The 16,180-nt window shown below is 62.9% G+C and carries 15 protein-coding genes; 7 read left to right on the top strand and 8 right to left on the bottom strand.

Annotated features, from left to right (window positions below):
* Positions 1 to 51 precede the first annotated feature (51 nt).
* Positions 52 to 1,233, bottom strand: a complete 1,182-nt coding sequence (locus tag D0544_RS09115) for an HD-GYP domain-containing protein (protein ID WP_125015636.1) — start codon at positions 1,231 to 1,233, stop codon at positions 52 to 54.
* Positions 1,234 to 1,375: 142 nt separating this feature from the next.
* Here D0544_RS09115 and D0544_RS09110 point away from each other — a divergent pair, with 142 nt between their 5' ends.
* A complete protein-coding gene (locus D0544_RS09110; protein ID WP_125015635.1) occupies positions 1,376 to 1,708 on the top strand; it encodes a hypothetical protein in 333 nt (110 codons plus the stop codon).
* Here the strand turns inward: D0544_RS09110 and D0544_RS09105 are convergent.
* From D0544_RS09105 to D0544_RS09090, 4 genes are all read right to left on the bottom strand, one after another.
* Positions 1,698 to 3,041 (bottom strand): hypothetical protein, encoded by a 1,344-nt coding sequence (locus tag D0544_RS09105; protein WP_125015634.1) that lies wholly within the window; start codon positions 3,039 to 3,041, stop codon positions 1,698 to 1,700. The two genes, D0544_RS09110 and D0544_RS09105, sit on opposite strands and share 11 nt — an antisense overlap.
* Positions 3,038 to 3,346, bottom strand: coding sequence for a DUF2249 domain-containing protein (locus D0544_RS09100; protein WP_125015633.1), 309 nt, complete (start codon positions 3,344 to 3,346; stop codon positions 3,038 to 3,040). Before D0544_RS09100 ends, D0544_RS09105 begins: the two co-directional genes overlap by 4 nt.
* 8 nt (positions 3,347 to 3,354) lie before the next feature.
* A complete protein-coding gene (locus D0544_RS09095; protein ID WP_125015632.1) occupies positions 3,355 to 3,786 on the bottom strand; it encodes a hemerythrin domain-containing protein in 432 nt (143 codons plus the stop codon).
* Between the two features lie 346 nt (positions 3,787 to 4,132).
* Positions 4,133 to 5,269 (bottom strand): succinylglutamate desuccinylase/aspartoacylase family protein, encoded by a 1,137-nt coding sequence (locus tag D0544_RS09090; RefSeq protein WP_125015631.1) that lies wholly within the window; start codon positions 5,267 to 5,269, stop codon positions 4,133 to 4,135.
* 136 nt (positions 5,270 to 5,405) lie between these two features.
* On the opposite strand from D0544_RS09090, the gene D0544_RS09085 reads away from it, so the two are divergent.
* The gene (locus D0544_RS09085) at positions 5,406 to 7,118 is read left to right on the top strand and encodes an ABC-ATPase domain-containing protein (RefSeq protein WP_125015630.1); all 1,713 of its coding nucleotides are present in this window, start codon (positions 5,406 to 5,408) and stop codon (positions 7,116 to 7,118) included.
* Positions 7,119 to 7,132: 14 nt separating this feature from the next.
* On the opposite strand, the gene D0544_RS09080 is transcribed toward D0544_RS09085, so the two are convergent.
* Positions 7,133 to 8,752: a GMC family oxidoreductase gene (locus D0544_RS09080; RefSeq protein ID WP_125015629.1), complete on the bottom strand. Its 1,620-nt coding sequence runs from the start codon at positions 8,750 to 8,752 to the stop codon at positions 7,133 to 7,135.
* A gap of 122 nt (positions 8,753 to 8,874) precedes the next feature.
* Here D0544_RS09080 and D0544_RS09075 point away from each other — a divergent pair, with 122 nt between their 5' ends.
* From D0544_RS09075 to D0544_RS09055, 5 genes are all read left to right on the top strand, one after another.
* Complete coding sequence (locus tag D0544_RS09075) at positions 8,875 to 9,897, top strand: helix-turn-helix domain-containing protein (RefSeq protein ID WP_164880884.1); 1,023 nt, start codon at positions 8,875 to 8,877, stop codon at positions 9,895 to 9,897.
* A 137-nt stretch (positions 9,898 to 10,034) separates the two neighbouring features.
* A complete protein-coding gene (locus D0544_RS09070; RefSeq protein ID WP_125015627.1) occupies positions 10,035 to 10,886 on the top strand; it encodes an RluA family pseudouridine synthase in 852 nt (283 codons plus the stop codon).
* A 402-nt stretch (positions 10,887 to 11,288) separates the two neighbouring features.
* Positions 11,289 to 11,657: a hypothetical protein gene (locus tag D0544_RS09065; protein WP_125015626.1), complete on the top strand. Its 369-nt coding sequence runs from the start codon at positions 11,289 to 11,291 to the stop codon at positions 11,655 to 11,657.
* 19 nt (positions 11,658 to 11,676) lie between these two features.
* On the top strand, positions 11,677 to 12,279 hold the full coding sequence (locus D0544_RS09060) for an SCO family protein (protein WP_125015625.1): 603 nt from the start codon (positions 11,677 to 11,679) through the stop codon (positions 12,277 to 12,279).
* A 12-nt stretch (positions 12,280 to 12,291) separates the two neighbouring features.
* Positions 12,292 to 13,788 (top strand): methyl-accepting chemotaxis protein, encoded by a 1,497-nt coding sequence (locus D0544_RS09055; protein WP_125015624.1) that lies wholly within the window; start codon positions 12,292 to 12,294, stop codon positions 13,786 to 13,788.
* A 66-nt stretch (positions 13,789 to 13,854) separates the two neighbouring features.
* Here the strand turns inward: D0544_RS09055 and D0544_RS09050 are convergent, their stop codons facing one another.
* Together D0544_RS09050 and D0544_RS09045 are read right to left on the bottom strand one after the other, a co-directional pair.
* Positions 13,855 to 14,625 carry an EAL domain-containing protein gene (locus tag D0544_RS09050; RefSeq protein ID WP_125015623.1) on the bottom strand — a complete coding sequence of 257 codons (771 nt, stop codon included), beginning with the start codon at positions 14,623 to 14,625 and terminating at the stop codon, positions 13,855 to 13,857.
* Positions 14,626 to 14,746: 121 nt separating this feature from the next.
* Positions 14,747 to 16,054 (bottom strand): ammonium transporter, encoded by a 1,308-nt coding sequence (locus D0544_RS09045; RefSeq protein WP_125015622.1) that lies wholly within the window; start codon positions 16,052 to 16,054, stop codon positions 14,747 to 14,749.
* Between the last annotated feature and the right edge of the window lie 126 nt (positions 16,055 to 16,180).

Genomic DNA, 16,180 nt, shown 5'->3' with positions numbered 1-16,180 from the left:
GGCAGTGGCTCGCCGCCGCAGGCTGGAGTGCTTGACCTCAGCGGATACCGATTAGAGGTAGTTCCCCCAGAGGGTTTCCATGGAGGACTGAAGGCTGCGGAATTTGCCGTAGGGCTCAACCCCGACGATCTTCAGGTCGTCGGCTTCAAGATCGCGGGCCTGGGGTTTCAGTAGCGGGTGGCCGTTGCTGCCCATCAGGGCCATTACCTTGGGCTGTTTGATATCCTTGTTCTGCTCCACCACCACCGCCACCTCCTTGTTGTTGAGGCGCACCAGGGAGCCGCAGGGGTAGATGCCCACCCGCTTGATGAATCGTTCCACCAGGCTGCGGTCCAGTTTCTGGTCGCCTTCGGTGTAGAGCACCCGCAGGGCACTGTTGACGGTGCTCTCCTTGCGAAACGCGGTGGGGCGGGTGATGGCGGTGTAGGTGTCGGCGATGGACATGATGCGGACCGGAACACTGAGCTTGTCGGACCCCACCCCGTCCGGGTAACCACTGCCATCCAGGCGCTCGTGGTGGTAGCGCACCAACGCCAGCCATATGGGGTCGTCGATTCCCTGCTCGCGCAACAGTGCCTCACCTTTTTCCGGGTGTTGGCGAATCTTCTTCCACTGTTCATCACTGGGCTTTTCCGCCTGCTGGTGCAGGCTGTCCTGCATGGCGATGATGCCGAAATCGTGGGTGAGAGCGCCGGCGATCATCGATACCCGCTCCATCTGGGTGAGGTGTTCGCCCTTGGCGATCAGCTCGCAGATGGCTGCGCAGTGCAGCGCATGGATCAGGCCGTAGTGGTTGTCGTGGTCCATCTGCAGGGCGGCCAATACCGTATCGGGGCGCCGTTGGCACTGCAGCTGGATCTCCAGCGCCAGTTGCAGGACCTGGTAACTGAAATCGACCTTCTGCTCCTTCTGGGACAGGTTGAACAGCTGGAACAGCCGGTTCAGCCACTGGCTCAGTTGCAGGAAGATATCCTCATCCTGTTCGCGCCGGCTGCGGCCACTGGCGACCAGGGGGCGTTGGGCATCGTTGGCAGGGGCGGCACCGCGGGTACCGCTCGAGGCCGACTGGCGATCCACATAACCCTGCTGCAGCAGAATGGTCTGCTGGCGCTGGGTGGTGATCATGCGCCCCTTGAGCAGAAGCAGGTCGCCGGCAGCGTTGTAGATCGATGAGGTCAGCGGGCTACCGATCTCGATATCGCTCACACTAACCCGGGCAAAACGTTGACTCATGGGGCAATCCAGGCAGCAGTCGTTAACAGAAGACCAGTATAAGGGAAAGATTGCTCACCGGTCATCCTGCATGGTTGGTCTATAATCTCACCGCTTATCCCCTTAGGGAAGAGGGGAGGTGGCCAAAAAAGAGGAGTAACCGATGAAGATCCAGGGATGGATGGGGATGGCCGCACTGCTGCCCGCTCTCCTGAGCACAACAGCCGCTTCAGCGGAGGCGGAATCCGAACTTACCCAGCCGCGCTGGCGGCAGGAGCAGTATCGCATCGTGCCACGCTCGGTCTGCTACAACTACCGCCGCGGCAGCATCGAATACCGGCGCTGCCGAGTCGAGGCCAAACAGCGATTCCGCCAACGTTGCCAGGAGTATGGGGATAAGGTGGAAAACACTCAGTATCCCTACAACCTCGACGACCAGCGCAAGCAGCGGATGTATTGCACAGCGGCCCGCAGCTTCAACCCCCTTAGCCTGTGAACCCGGTGGGCATTGTCGGGGTCCGGGCCAGCAACGGGTCGATGCGCCGGCACGCCTGCCGGTAGCGCCGCAGCGCCCGGTATTGCAATCCCAGCAGGTAGCCAAACTCGGCGCACAGGGCGATCCCCACCAACGCCGCTGGCAATCCACCGGCCACCGCTCCCAGCACCAGTAACAGGGCCAGCAGGTGAAGTTGCAAGAGGCGGCTCCCCTGCTGTGGTGTCACCAGTTCATGCATCTTCGGCAACTGGCCAAAGGCCTCGAAACAGTCGCCGCAGCGCTGCTGCAGGTGCAGGTAGAGCAGGAAGGCGCTGATCTTCAGCAGCATACCCACCACCACACTGAGAATGGCGCCGTACAGCAGCAGGGCAAAGGCCAGGCTCGGGGATACCCAGCCGGCCTTGCCAAGCCAGTAAAGGGGGACCGTCAGCAGCAGGCTGGTGGCGGCCAGCTGCCAGGCCCGCAGGGTGGCATCCGCCACGCGGCGCTTGCGACGCGAGAGGTTCCACAGCAGGCCGAGGGCAAGCGCCAGGGTATAGAGTGAAAGCAGCCCCTCGAACAGCCCTTTCAACGCCGGCCAGACCTGGCTGAGACTAAGTCCCGCCAGCAGGAGTACTAGCAGTGGGGCACTGAAGCGCTGTACCGGGGCGGGCACCGCCGGGGTGGTGTGGAACATGGGCACCACCTGGTAGGCGACGGCACCGATCAACAACAGGCACCAGCCGAGGCTGCCCCAGAGGGCGTGCAGGTTGGTCAGCCCCCGGTTGAGGGGAAAGCGGCCCGGCAGGTTCCACCCCAGCAGCTGCCATACCCCCAGTAGCAGGGTAACGGCCAGCGCCAGCAATGCCCAGCTGGCCTGGCGCAGGGTGGCGTTGTGACGCAGTGCCGCCAGCACCGGTGGCAGGTAACTGGCCATCCCCAGCAGCAGGGCCGCCGGTAGCAGGAGCAGGGCGGCCCGCAACCCCCAGCGCCCCGCCTCCGTATCCAGCAGCATAAAGCCACCGCCCAGGGCCAGTGTACCCAGGCAGAGCAGGGGATGGATCAGGGCCGCCCGCGCGGCGGGGCGGGTAACGGAGGGGGCCCCCACCACCGGCAGGATCTGGAAGAGGGCGCCAAACATCACCATCAGGATCACCCCCAGCACCAGCAGGTGGGTCACCCCCAGCAGCGCCGGATGCCAGCGATTCGCCAGCCCTCCCTCGGCGGCCGTGGGAAAGGGGGCCAGCAACAGGAGCCCCCCCGCCAGCAGGCCAAACAGGCTGGCGCTGATAAAAAAGCGGAAGGGGACCGACAGCGGGGGGATATGGCTGAAGTTGAGACCCGCGCTGTTCATCGGCTCAGCAGCGCCAGGCACTGTTCTGCGACCACGGGGTCAGCGGGGTTCCACACCAGGACCCAGTAGCGGGCCCGCGACGGGGGATTCCCCAATGTGGCCGCGAGCGCGGGAGAGAGCGTCTCCCGCGCCAGGCAGCGGTACTGGAGCTGTAGCCGGTCGAGCAGGCCCCACAGGGGGATGGGATCGCGATGATGCCAAAGCTGCAGCCAGTCGCCCTGGTTGAGGCGCGGTAGTTGTTCGACCACCTGTTCCCAGGGCTGTGGCGGTTCCAGTTCGCTGAGATCGAGCTCGATGGCGGCCATGGGGCGACTCAGGCGGAGCGCATTTGCTGCAGGGTAGTGGCGGCATCCGGCAGGGAGCGATCGGCCATGGGGTAGAGGATCTGCTCCTCCTTCATATTGTGCTGCTGCATCATCACCATCAGGGTTTCGCAGCTGCTCAGGAAGTCGGCGCGGGAGTGGTTTGCGGCGGCCGCGGCCACCTCCGCCAGCAGGGCCCGCATCTGCTGGTGCTCCATGCGCATCACGGCGGTGGGCCCGGCGCTCATGCCGGTGGCGGCCTCGAAGGCGGGGAACAGCACCTGCTCCTCCATTCCCAGGTGGGCCTCCAGCGCCTCGCTGAACCCTTGCCAGGCGGTCTGGGCCTCGGCCCAGCGGCCGGCATCGGCGTGGTTTTCGGCGCTGCTGAACAACGCGTCGCAGCGCCGGTGGTCGGCGCTCATGTGGTCGGTGATGAGGGGCATGGGTCTCTCCTGTGATCCAGGGGACCATTGTGCCCCCCTGCAGGCGGGGGGAACATGATTCTTATCAAGAATCGTTCTCAGGGAGCCTGCAAATAAGTCCTTGCGAACTTCTGGCTTTCAGCTTGGTTTGCAATCAAGGCGTGGCTTTGCAGCAATGTCCAGACCTTGCAAAAAGTCACAACGCAGAGTGCGGACCAAGCTGAAAGCCCCGCAGGGCAGGGCCTGAAACCGCCAGCTTCTGTGTTGCAGCCTTTGCTAAGGGCTACGGCCATTAGCGGCAGTCTGCGCCTTGAATCTGGCCGTTTCAGGCGCTTGCAGAAGCCGCAGGGACTTGTTCGCAGGCTCCTTAGTATTCCAGCAGTTTGCCCCCCTTGCGGAAGGCCAGCGAGTGGTCTCCGGCGATCTTGGCCAGGGTGTGCCCGGGGCGGGTCATCTTGTCGCGACGGCGGGCGAACAACAGGCCCCCGGTCTTGGCGTATACCGGTACCCTCTGGTTATCGTGGTGGTCGGCGTAGGGGTTGATGATCCAGGCGACTCGTTCTCCCGCCTCGATCAGGTCCCCTACCTCCTTGCAGTACTCCACCAGTCCGGCCAGCGGCGCCTTGACCGCGTCCAGCCCATCCAGCGGCGTGCCTTCGGTGAGGCGCTGTGGGCGCTCCGGCGTGCCCGCGATCACCCCCTGCTGCTGCAGGAAGCGGAACACCCCCTCGGCATCCTGGCGGGCGAGGTGGGCCTCTATATCGGTGCGGCCCCGCAGCTCCAGGGTGCAGGCGAAGCAGCCGTTGCGGATCGCGTGCTGCGGAAACTGCTCCTGCAGTTGCCACCAGGGAGCGGCGTTGGCGTCGTCAAAGGGGGCCCCCTCGGTGGACTCCTCCAGCAGCAGCACCGGGGCCCCCACGAAGGCGGCCAGCTCGGCAGCGGTGTGCTGGTGGCGGCGGTTGGCGTAGAGGTGCAGGGTGGCCTCGCTGTCGCAGTGCAGGTCGAGCACGATATCGGCCTCCAGCGACAGCTCCAGCAGCCGCTGCTTGAGCACCTCCGCCTCCAGTTGCGGGCTGAGGTCGTTAAGGCACTCGCGCAGGGTCTCCCGCACCAGGCGGTTGTTCTGCTCGGCGTCGCTGCCCAGCCTCGCCTCCAGCAGGGGGATCGCCAGCGGGGCCAGGCGCGGGAAATTGCGATTGAAGTTACCGCTGTAATCGAAGTCGAAGCGGCCGACGGTGTAGCCGTTAAGGTGCTGGCCGAGGCCGATGGGGTTGGCGACGGGCACCATGATCACCGTTCCCAGCAGTTCGCCCCGCTCCAGCGCGCTATCGAGCAGCGCCTCGAGGTAGTGCAGGCAGTGGATGCCCCCCCACTCGTCGGCGTGAAGCGCCGCCTGCAGGTAGGTGACCGGACCGTCGCCCCCGCTCCAGCGGATCACTTTGAGCGATCGCTCGCTTCCCAGTGAAGGGGAGAGCAGGGGAATCAGGTTGATGGTCTTACTCATGGCCGGGCTCCGGTCGTCAGGCTAGGACAGGCCACTATAATACAGGGTGCGTGAGCAGGGCAGAGGGACCACTGGCGGATGCCGCCTTTAGGGAGGTTTGCTGCCCAAATACGGAAATTAACTGCAGGAGCTCCCGATGCCCGAGTCGACCCCCGCCCCCTATGAACAGCTGCAGCGCCGCCTGCTGGCGATTGATGGTGCCGGCTACAAGGCCTACAAGGCGGTCGAAGGCCGCTATACCCTGCCCGGTTTTGAGCTGAGTATCGATCACGTTCAGGGGGATCCTTTTGCCGATCCCAGCCGCTGCAGCCTGAGGATTGGTCGCGAGTCGCTGCCGCTGCCCGCTGCCCTGCAGCACAGCGCCGCCCAGCGGGTGGCGCTGGAGGACTTTTTCGGCCGCCGGCTGTCGAGCGCGATGCAGCACCATCGGGGGCAGGTGCGGGGTTCCGGCAACAGCGGCGAGATTCGCATGGCCCGCTACGGCCAGCAGGTGTTGCGGCGCAATGCGGTGCTGGCGCACCCCCAACAGCTGGAGGTGCGCTGCCAGCTGGGGCTGCCGGCCAATGGGCGCCGGGTGGCGGCGCGCCAGGCCCTGCGCCTGCTGGAGGAGCTGGTGCAGCTGGTGGCCGCGAGCCTGCTGCCGCTGGATACCTACCTGCCGGCGCTGGAGCAGCATCTGCGCTCGGTGCTGGACCAGCAGCACCTCAGGGCGCAGCTGGAGGCACACCAGCTGGTGGCCTTTATCGCTGACGGCGCGATCCTGCCCCGCGCCAGCGGCATCGATGATCGACCCCTGGAGGGGGCCGTGCCCTGGCGGTCCCCCGATAGCCTGGCTGTGGAGCTGGAGCTGAGGGACGGCAGCCCGATCCGGGGGCTGGGGATCGTCACCGGGGTCAGTTTGATCGTGGGGGGGGGATTCCACGGCAAGTCGACCCTGCTTCATGCCCTGGAGCGAGGGGTTTACGACCATATCCCCGGCGATGGGCGCGAGCGGGTGGTCACCGATCCCAGCGCCGTCAAGATCCGCGCCGAAGATGGCCGTTCGGTGCGGCAGGTGGATATCAGCCCCTTTATCGGCGAGCTGCCGGGGGGGCGCTCCACCCACTGCTTCGATAGCGATAATGCCAGCGGCAGCACCTCCCAGGCCGCCAACCTGATTGAGGCGCTGGCCACCGGCTGCCGCTGCCTGCTGCTCGATGAGGATACCTGTGCCACCAACTTCATGATCCGCGACCGCCGCATGCAGGCGCTGGTGAGCGATGCCTGCGAGCCGATCACCCCCCTGGTGCAGCGGGTGGCGGCGCTGGCCGCTGAGGGGGTATCGGTGGTGCTGGTAATGGGGGGCAGTGGTGACTTCTTTGCCGCCGCCGGGCGGGTAATCATGATGGACCATTACAGCCCCCGGGACTTGAGCGCGCGGGCGCAGGCGCTGGCCGATCCCGATACCCTTCGCTGCAGCGTCGAGCGTCCCCCCATTGGCGCGGCGGCCGCACGGGTGCGGCCCCTGCGAGCGCCGTCCCTTGTCCGGCGGGAGAAGGTGCGGGCCTTTGGTACCCGCCTGTTGCGGTTGGGCAGCGAGGAGGTCGACCTCGCCCGGGTGGAGCAGCTGGTGGACGAGGGGCAGTTGCTGAGCATCGGCTACCTGCTGCAGGCCTACGCCGCAGCGACTCAAGGGACGATGGCGGAGGCGGGTCCCGGCCTGGTAGAGCAGCTCAGGGAGCTGCTCGAGCGCACCGAGAGCGATGGACTCGATCCCCTGACCCCCTTTGTGCAGGGGGTGCTGGCGATGCCGCGGCTGCAGGAACTCGCGGCAGCCCTCAACCGCCTGCGCAGCCTTGAAGGCTGCTAATCAGGGGAGCCTGCTCACTCCGCCGCCCGGGCGTTGTCCGCGAGGATCATATCCGCCGCCTTGGCACCGATCATGATGGTGGGAGCGTTGGTGTTCCCGCCAATCAGGGTGGGCATGATGGAGGCGTCGACCACCCGCAGCCCGGTGACCCCATGTACCCGCAGGCGGCTGTCCACCACCGCCATCTCGTCCTGGCCCATCTTGCAGGTCCCGACCGGATGGTAGACGTGGTTGGCTTTCTCACGAAGGAACTCGGCAATCTCCTCGTCCCCCTCCTGATCGGCACGGGGGAACACCTCCTCATCGTTCCAGCGCTTGAGGGCGGGCTGGCGCAGCAGCTCGCGGCTGATGCGCACCGCCCGAATCATGGTGGACATATCCTCCGGGTGGCTGAGCATATTGAGGTCGATGCGGGGATCGGCCTCGGGGTCGCGGCTGTTGAGGGTCACGCTGCCCCGGCTTTGCGGGCGCAGCAGGCAGTTGTGCAGTGACAGTCCGCGCACGAAAAGGAAGCTGAGGTTACGACCGTGGTCGTCCATCGCCATGGGGATAAACTGCAGCTGCAGGTCCGGCACCTCCTTGTCGGGGCTCGATTTGATAAAGCCCCCGCTCTCCACGAAGGTGGTGCTGAAAAAGCCGCGCCTCTGGGTGATGTAGCGCCACAGCTCACGGGAGGCGTACCACCAGGAGGAGGGGTGCAGGCTGAAGGGGCCCGAGTGGCGGCTTTTGACCACCGAGACGATATCGACGTGCTCCTGCAGGTTCTGGCCGACGCCGGGCAGTACCTGCACGGGCTCGATTTGATGCCTGGCCAGCTCCTCAGCAGGCCCGATTCCGGACAGCATTAACAGCTGCGGGGAGTTGAAGCTGCCGCCACTTAGGATCACCTCCTTGCTGGCGCTGAGACGCTCCAGTTTGCCCTTGATGCGCACCTCGATCCCACTGGCACGCTTGCCCTCAAACAACAATCGCTGGACCCGGGCTTCGGTAAAAAGGGTCAGGTTGGGGCGCTCCAGCACCGGGTGCAGGAAGCCCCGTGCCGCGCTGCAGCGTTCGCCGTTGATCTGGGTGGCCTGGTAGGCACCCACACCCTCCTGTTGGGCGCCGTTGAAATCATCGGTAACGGGGTAGCCTGCCTGTTTTCCGGCTTCGATAAAACACGGCCCAATGGGGTGGTTGGAGCGGCTGTCGGCGACATTGAGGCCGCCGCCTACGCCGTGGTACTCGCTCTCGCCCCGCTCCTGGTTCTGGGTAGCCTTGAAGTAGGGCAGCACCTCATCAAAGCTCCAGCCCTCATTACCGAGAGCGGCCCAGTGGTCATAGTCGGAGCGGTGTCCGCGGATATAGAGCATGGCGTTGACCGCGCTGCTGCCCCCCAGTGTCTTCCCCCGCGGGCAGAAGATCTCGCGCTGGTGTTGGCTGGGTTGGGGTACGCTGTTAAAGAGCCAGTTGCGCGCCTTGCTCTGCATCAGGGCGACTACCCCCATCGGGCAGCGAACCAACACCGAATCATCAGCGGGGCCGGCCTCCAGCAGGCAGACCCGGTTGGCAGGGTTGGCCGAGAGGCGGTTGGCGAGGACACTGCCGGCGGAACCGGCACCGACGATGATGTAGTCGAAATGGCTGTTGTTCATGGGGACTCCGCTGATAACGGCCGCAGCCGATCTTATTATTAGAGCATCTACTCTATCAGCCCCCTCTCTGCTATGTTTGATTTTTTGCGAATCAAATTTGATTAATGACGAACGGAGGGGCGATGTATCTGGTGCGCACTGGTGCCCTTCAGGGGTTCGAAAACCTGGTCACCCGCCTGGGGGGCAACCCTCATGCGTTATTGGCTGAACAGGGGCTGAGCAGTGCACTGCTTAGCCAGCCCGATGCCTACCTGCCCTATGGGCGGGTGGCCGAGCTGATGGAGTGTGCCGCCGAGGCCTGTGGCTTTCCCTGGTTTGGTTTTGAGCTGTCGCGCCGGCAGAGCTTTTCGGTGGTGGGGGAGTTGGTGTTGCGGGCGGCCCAGGAGCCCTGCTGTGCTCGCGCCATCGAGGTGATGCTGCAGTACGTGCACCTGCACGCCAGCGGACTCACCACCGAGCAGCGCGCGGTTCCCCATCATCCGGATCGCCATTTGGTGAGTCTCAGGTTTGAGTTCAGCAGTCCGCGGGGGATGACGCAGCTAATGCAGCTGAGTCTGGGGGTGCTCTACCGCAGCCTGGTGGATCTCTGTGGAGGAGAAGCCCAGGACTACCAGCTCTGGGTCACCCAGGATCCCGTTGCCCAGGGGGACTATGGCCGCCAGCTCGAAGGGTACCCTGAAGTGTTCTTTTCCCAGTCCTGTGACGCCCTGCTGTTCCCGGCGAGCTGGCTGGAGGCACTGCCCCGGCGCGACGAGCAGTTGCTGAGCGCCCACCTCCAGCGTCAGCTGGACTACATGGAGGCGACCTACCCCAACGACCTGCAGCTGCAGTTGCGCTATGCGATCAGCAACCTGCTCCCCAGCGGCGAGTGCTCATTGCCCCGCTGTGCGGCGGCCCTGGGGTTGCACCCCCGGGTGCTGCAAAAGCGATTGCAGGCGCAGCACCTCAGTTACGTCGAGGTGTTGCGTGAAACCCGTGAGCAGATCGCCCTGCAGCACCTGCAAAACTCCTCCATCAGCCTCACCGACCTGGCCCTTAACCTGGGGTTTGCCGAGCTGGCGGTGTTCAGTCGTAGCTTCAAGCGCTGGCAGGGCGTCTCTCCCCAGGCCTGGCGCAAGCGCTGGCGGGCAAAAGGGGGGCGATAGGCCCACGGGGGTCGAAAAAGGTGGCTTTTCAACCGTTAACCTGTCACCGTGGCGGCCATTTATCCCCGGTCTGCGCATCGCTGGCGGGGCTCTTCGCCAAAGCGCCGAGCGCGCATCCCCTCCCAAAGGCCACCACCATGTCAGACAGATTCAGGGTCCAGTCCGGGACCGAGCTGATGCGTTTCCTCGAGGCGCAGCTTAAGGGCTGGTCCCGCAGCACCATTAAACAGCGCCTTAAAAGTGGTTGCGTGACGGTCAACGGCCAGTCGGTGACCCGTCACAACCATCCCCTTAACCCGGGCGACAGCGTCAATGTGGAAGCCAGCCCCGGCCAGGTGTCCGCCAGCCGGCCGCGGCTGGAGATCCTTTACGAGGACCGGGACCTGATTGCGATCAACAAGCCCGCCGGCCTGCTGTCGGTGGCCTCCCCCAAGGATAAGGAACCCCATGCGCTGGGTATCCTGCGCGACCAGCTGTCGCGGCGCAACAAGCCGGTCAAGCTGTGGCCGGTGCACCGGATCGACCGGGCGACCTCCGGTGTGTTGCTGTTTGCCACCTCCCGCGAGGTGCGCGAGGCGGTGATGAAGGGATGGGAGACAAGCGAGAAAACCTACCTCGCGATCGTGGAGGGGACGCCCAAGCCGGGCGGCGGGACCATCAACCAGCCGCTGCGCCTTGATCCGGTGCTCTACCAGATGCACGTGGGCCAGCACCCAGACGCCAAACGGGCGGTCACCCACTTCACCACTGAGCGCAGTGGTACGGCTCGCACCCTGTTGCGGGTCGAGCTGGAGACCGGTCGCCAGCACCAGATTCGTGCCCATCTGGCCTGGCTTGGACACGCAGTGGTGGGGGATCCCCGCTATGGACACGAAGGGGCCCGCATGGGTCTGCATGCTCTGCGCCTGGGGGTGAAAAAGCCGGGTACGGAAAAGACTCTGTTGATCGAAAGCCCGCCGCCGGCGGAGTTTATGGCGCTGTTGAACTGAGATTTTTACCCGCCTCTGTGTTACGCCCCGTTCCAGCGAAGAGGCTGGCTGTCGAACGTATGCCGGGCCCTGTTGTTTCCCCGCAAACTGACCCGGCCGTACTGGAAGTTTTACGGTGATGGAAAACCGCTTAGCCAAAGGTAATCATTGCTCGGTTTCGCCATTAGGAAAGAGAGTTATGAGGTTGCAAAAAGCCCGCTTTCGATACAGGCGAATGCGGGCTTTTTGTATTGCGACTGCCCATTCATTTAAGTCTGGATAGATCCAATATGAGCAACTACCTTCTTTATAGCGACATGATAAGCGCGCAGGTAGTCAGCATTTTTTGACCTTTAGTCTAAGCAGAAAAATTATAACGACAGGGCTTCGGTACTTTATCGAAGCGGCCAGGAGAACTCACAGATGAGGCTGAGCCTGCCCGTGACTGACAGGGAGTTGGAGTTTGATACCTCCCAGCGAATCATATCAACGACCGACCTTAAGGGGCGAGTGACCCCGGTTAAGGATGATGTCGTTAAGATCTCCGGTTTTTCCGATGACCTGGGAACCAATCCACGACAGCGCTCACTGGCCAAAGCGGTATTGTCGAAGGCCAACAGCCTGGGTGTGGAGGGGATTGACGAGGGCGTTGAGGCTCAATGGCACAGCAACTTCCTCAAGCCGGTGGGGTGCCACCGTATTCAGGACCCTGATGAACCCATCGCCAGTTGCCAACGGAAGCAAAGTGATCCAATAATGACGACGAAACGTATAGGGTTATTCAATCGATAACGGTGTTATAAACCAGACTATGGTTTCTACTTCATCCAGACCGCTTTTTCTGTTTGCCCTGCTGGCGAGCCTGAGTCTTTTACTGGTCTTGGGTCTTGGCTGGCTGGTGCAGTGGGGGCAGGGCAGCCAGGGGATAACTACCGAGGCTTCTATCACGCCGTTTCGCTGGCAGGCTGTCGATGGAGTGGCGAAGCGGTCCGATGCAGAGCCACATTACACCTACCTGTTTCTGGGACTGTTCAGCTGCAGTCAGGTCTGCCCTCTGCGCATTGGGCAGATGGTGGCGCTGGAGCGCTCGCTGGAGGCCGAGGAGCGTCTTCGCCAGCTGCCGGTACGCTTTCTGTTCGTGACCCTCGATCCCCGGGGGGATACCCCCTCCCTCAGGCATCAACTGATCGACTCCCGCTCCTCCCGTTTCCACAGTGCCCGCATGGAGGTCGCTGCGCTTTCCAGGTTACAGCACCAGCTTCGCGACCGCCCTTTGGGAGAAGCGGGCGAGCATGGAGGAGCCCTCTACCTGCTGGACCCCCAACACCGGCTAAGACGAATCTATAGTGCCCCACAGCTTGATCCGCAGCGGCTTCTCGACGAGCTGGCGACCGTTTCCCATTCCAACACCTGAGTATCCTTTTCCATGACTACGACCGATTCCACTTTGCCCCTGAATGACCGACGCCTCTATTTCCTGCTGCTGATGCAGGCCCCCATACTCCTGGTCAGTGGCTTTGTCGGGGTCGGCATGCTGGGGTTCAGCCTCGCCAGCGCAGTGGCGATCGCGCTGCTGACCCAGATCGGGTACAGCCTGCTCAAGGGGACCCCCCTGTTCGGGCTGCTTGGCGCCGTACTGATGATGAGCACCTCGGCGCTCCTGATTCAGAGCCAGCTGGGAATGATCGAGATGCACTTTCACATCTTTGCCTCGATGGTGGTGCTGCTGATCTACCAGCGCTGGCAGCCGATTCTGGTGGCTCTGGTGACTGTCGCGGTTCATCACTTGCTGTTTACCTACCTGCAGCTGGAGGGGGCCAGTCTGGCGGGTATGCCGCTGATCGTGTTTGCCAACGAGTGCAACTGGGGCATCACCTTTGTCCACGCTCTGTTTGCCGGTGTTGAAGCGGCGGTGCTGATGCTGATGGCGACCCTGATGGCGCGGGAGTCCAACACCAACCGGGGGATCGCCGAGGCGATCGAGAAGATCTCGGCGCAGGCCGACCTGTCGATACGACTGCCAGCGGCCGAACAGCCCGCTGAAGTGGCCTTTAACCGCATGATGGATCAGCTGGCGGAAAGTTTCTCGGAGTTTCACCGGATTGCCGAGCGCCTCAGTGAAAGCAGCACCACCCTCAACGACCTGGGCGACCAGGCTCGCCACTCCACCCAATCCCAGTTGTCGCTGTCACAGAGACTCTCCAACTCAGCCCAGCAGGTACTCGACAGTATGTCCGGCGTGGTGGCCAATAGCTCGGAGTCGGCGGAGCGCTCATCGTCGGTGGCCCATGCCAGCCTCGATGACAATCAGCAGGTGCTCAAGGTGATGGGGGATATGCGGTTATTGGAGGAGGAGATCGACCGGGTGGCCAGCTATCTCGGTGAGCTGACCCAGGATGTTAAAGCGGTAACGGCCCTGCTGCAGGCGATTCGAGGCATCTCGGAGCAGACCAATCTGCTGGCCCTCAATGCCGCCATTGAAGCCGCCCGTGCGGGAGAGTCAGGGCGCGGGTTTGCGGTGGTGGCTGACGAGGTGCGGGCGCTGGCCCAACGCACCAGCGATTCTACCGATGAGATTCAGACGGTCCTTGAACGTCTCGACAGCAGCGTGGTTAAAACGGTGCAGGCGATGGAAAGTGGCAAGCAGCAGACTACCCGCAATGCCGCTCAGGTCATGGCGGTTTCCGACCGTATGGCCTCTCGTGCCGAGGAGATCAGCCAGGTGTCGAGCTGGAACCGCTCTGCGGCCGATGCAACCGGTGAGCAGGAGCATACACTGCAGCAGATGGGGGAGGAGATCGAGGAAAATACCTCGACTGTGGAGGTGCTCAACGGCCGAATGCAGGAGCTGATCGGGCAGGCTCAGGAGTTGGCGGAGCTCGCCGAACTCTATCGCACCCAGGCGGAGCGGTTTAGGGTCTAGCCCTATAGGGTTTGGGTATCCGCTGACGGGGGCTGGCCATGGCCCGCCGTTAGCGGAGGGCTTGCGCTAGGGGCCCAGACTGGCGAAATCGACCTCCGGCAGTGACTCAAATCCCGGTTTGGCGAAGTAGTACCCCTGCATCAACTCCACCCCGGCCTCCTTGAGATAGAGCATCTCCTCGCGGGTCTCTACGCCCTCGGCCAGGGTCGTGACATTGAGGTCCCTGAAGATATTGATGGAATTTTTGACGATGGACTGGCGCACCGGGTCCTTATCGATGTTGCGTACCAGCTCCATATCGATCTTCACGATATCGGTCTGGAAGTCGGCCAGCAGGTTCAGGCCTGAATAGCCCGACCCGAAGTCATCAATAGCGGTTTTGAATCCGAGCTTCTGGTAATACTCAACGATCTCCTTGAGATGCCCGTGATCTCTCACTTTTTCAACTTCGGTAAATTCAAACATGATCTGTTCGATGGGGAAGTTGAACTGTTTTGCCGCCTCGAGGGTGGTACGGATACAGAGTTCGGGGCGATAGACCGCGTTCGGAAGGAAGTTGATGCTGATCATGGCGTTGGCCCCGAGCTGGGCCGCCAGCGAGATCGCCTTGACACGGCACTGCTGGTCGAAGCGATAGCGGTTGGTCTCATTGACGCGCGAGATGATCGAGTAGGCGGATTCATTGGCCTTGCCACGAACCAGTGCTTCGTAGCCGAAGATGGATTGGGTGGCACAGTTGACGATCGGCTGGAACGCCATGGTGAAGTCAAAACCGAGGTCGGGGTTGTCGATGCACTGCCTACAGCTCAACTCCCTGTAATCAGCAGGTTTGCTCATGAATGTTCCTCGATCGTCTGCTGGTTGAACCCTTCCACCGATTGTATAGAAAGAGTTAAAACAAAACACCCCGACTTTGCAATACGGGGTGTTTTGTTAGCGCCGGTGGTAGCGCTCAGGCTTACAGGTCGTAGCCGCGTTCGTCGTGCAGCACCAGGTCGAGACCCTCGGTCTCTTCGTCGAGGTCTACACGGATGGTCACGATACGGTCAATGATCTTCATCAGTACCAGCGTTACCACTGCAGTATAGAGGCCGGTGGCGATGACGCCGATCGCCTGTACCCCCAGCTGGCTGGCAATGGTCGCGCCCTCGGCCAACCCCTGCCCGCTGAACACGCCCAGCTCACTGGAAGCGAAGATACCCGCCATCAGGGTCCCCAGAATACCGCCGACGCCGTGCACCGGGAATACATCCAGCGAGTCGTCGATCTTCCACTTTTGCTTGATCGCCTGGGTCATGTAGTAGCAGACAATACCGGCCGAGAAGCCGATGATCAGCGCACCGCCGGGGCCAACATAGCCCGAGGCGGGGGTGATGGTGCCCAGGCCCGCCACCATGCCGGTCACTATACCCAGTACAGAAGGTTTGCCGTGCTTGATCCACTCCATTGCCATCCAGGTCAGGGAGCCGGCGGCGGCGGAGATATGGGTGACCAGCATCGCCATGGCGGCGTCGCCATTGGCGGCCAGCGCACTACCGGCATTGAAGCCGAACCAGCCGACCCACAGCATACCGGCACCGGTCACCACCATGGTCATGTTATGGGGAGGCATGGCGGTGGTACCAAAGCCCTTGCGGTTGCCCACCACCATGGCGAACACCAGCGCCGCAATACCTGCAGTGATATGCACCACGGTGCCGCCGGCAAAATCGAGCAAGCCCAGCTCGCTCAACCAGCCACCACCCCATACCCAGTGGGTGACGGGCACGTAGACCAGCAGTAGCCAGGCGCCGCTGAACAGCAGCATGGCGGAGAAGCGCACCCGCTCGGCGAAGGCACCAACGATCAGCGCCGGGGTAATGATGGCAAAGGTCATCTGGAACATGGCAAACAGCGACTCGGGGATATCGCCGGCCAGTGTCTCTTGCTGGATATTGGCAAAAAACACCTGGCTGAGGCCGCCAATGAGGCTGTTGGCGCTGCCGCCGTCGGTGAAGGCAAGGCTGTAACCCACGATCATCCACAGCAGGGAGGCCACGCACGCGATGGCAAAGCACTGCATCAATACCGACAGCACGTTGCGGGTGCGGACCAGCCCAGCGTAGAACAGCGACAGGCCAGGCAAGGTCATGAACAGTACAAGGGCGGTGGAGGTGAGAATCCAGGCGGTGTTGCCACTGCTGAGCTCATCGGCCATCGCCGGTAGGGGGAGCGCGCACAGCGCAACGAGGGTGGCGAGCAGGCCACCGATTCGTGTGATCGACATCTCTATTCTCCTAGGCACTTTATGGGCGCCACTGAGGCGCCTTTTTTTTTGTTATGAGGCGAGCGCTCGCTGTTCGACCGGTGCCGGGGCGGCAATCTGGCTATGGTTGTATCCTGATCGCGGGGC

Origin of the sequence: Aestuariirhabdus litorea, from assembly GCF_003864255.1 — a bacterium.
Taxonomy (GTDB): domain Bacteria; phylum Pseudomonadota; class Gammaproteobacteria; order Pseudomonadales; family Aestuariirhabdaceae; genus Aestuariirhabdus; species Aestuariirhabdus litorea.
The sequence above is the reverse complement of the archived record's forward strand: the minus strand, read 5'-3'. Positions and strand labels throughout refer to the sequence as shown.